Source organism: Silvania sp., assembly GCF_051656365.1.
Classification (GTDB): domain Bacteria; phylum Pseudomonadota; class Gammaproteobacteria; order Enterobacterales; family Enterobacteriaceae; genus Enterobacter; species Enterobacter hatchlandensis.
The window spans coordinates 1-1558 of record NZ_JBOGBT010000073.1; the positions used below are offsets into that span (position 1 = coordinate 1).

Here is a 1558-nt window from a genome sequence, read left to right on the forward strand (position 1 = left end):
GTCTGCCTGCCGACGCCGCGCTGCTCACCGCCACCGCCAGCTTTGACGAAAGCGCCCTGACCGGCGAATCCATCCCGGTGGATCGCGCCGCCGGCGAAAAAGTGCCCGCCGGTGCCACCAGCGTCGATCGTCAGGTGCAGCTGACAGTGTTATCCGAACCGGGCGACAGCGCCATCGATCGTATCCTGAAGTTGATTGAAGAGGCAGAGGAGCGCCGCGCCCCGGTTGAGCGCTTTATCGACCGCTTCAGCCGGATCTACACCCCGGCGATTATGCTGGTTGCGCTGCTGGTCGCCGTTGTCCCGCCGCTGCTGTTTAGCGCCCCATGGGAAGGCTGGATCTACAAAGGGCTGACCCTGCTGCTGATCGGCTGTCCGTGCGCACTGGTGATCTCGACGCCTGCGGCGATTACCTCCGGGCTGGCGGCCGCTGCCCGCCGTGGGGCGCTGATCAAGGGCGGTGCCGCACTGGAACAACTCGCGCAGGTGCAGCAGGTGGCGTTTGATAAAACCGGCACCCTGACGGTCGGCAAGCCGCAGGTGACCGGCCTTTATCCGCACGACATCAGCGAGGATGCGCTGTTGGCGCTGGCTGCGGCGGTGGAGCAAGGTTCTACCCACCCGCTGGCACAGGCGATTGTCCGCGAAGCGCAGGCCCGAGGGCTGAATATCCCGGCCGCTACCGCCCAGCGCGCGCTGATGGGCTCGGGTATCGAAGCCCAGGTCGAGGGCCAGCTGGTGTTAATCTGTACGGCAGATAAATTCCCTGCTCCGCAGTTGGCCCAGCAGATCTGCACCCTGGAGGAGGCCGGGCAGACGGTGATTATCGTCGCCGAGAATAACGTGGCAAAAGGCATTATTACCCTGCGCGACACTCTGCGTAACGACGCCAGAGCAGCGGTGGATGCCCTGCATCAGCTGGGGGTCAATGGGGTGATCCTGACCGGCGATAACCCACGCGCGGCGGCGGCGATTGCCGGTGAGCTGGGCCTGGAATTCCGCGCCGGATTGCTACCCGCAGATAAAGTGCAGGCGGTCACCGAGCTGAACGGCCACACCCCGCTGGCGATGGTGGGCGACGGGATTAACGATGCGCCGGCAATGAAGGCGGCCACCATCGGCATTGCGATGGGCAGCGGCACCGACGTGGCGCTGGAGACCGCCGATGCGGCGCTGACCCATAACCATTTAACCGGTTTAGCGCAGATGATTAGCCTTGCTCGCGCCACCCGCGCCAATATCCGGCAGAACATCGCCATTGCGCTGGGGTTAAAGGGGATTTTCCTGGTGACCACCCTGCTGGGGATGACCGGATTGTGGCTGGCGGTGCTGGCGGATACCGGCGCGACAGTGCTGGTGACGGCGAACGCGTTGCGATTGTTGCGCCGTCGGTAAACAATGGGGTGCGGCCTGTGGAAGAGGGCTGACCAATCCCCAGTAATTTTTAATCTTAAAGCAATGGAATAACGACAAGGGAATAAATCTCTTACAGCGATACCCTGGTCCGGCTGAAAATCGCCGAAGCGTTTCCTGTAGGCCGGGGCGAGGCGCATGGATGC

General features: G+C 63.2%; 1 protein-coding gene. It reads left to right on the top strand.

The genetic code is table 11. The features are described 5' to 3' along the window. Window positions 1-1394 (top strand): heavy metal translocating P-type ATPase (locus ACRDD5_RS13950; RefSeq protein ID WP_438677081.1); only part of this gene is annotated, 1394 nt, incomplete at its 5' end. Window positions 1395-1558: the final 164 nt, after the last annotated feature.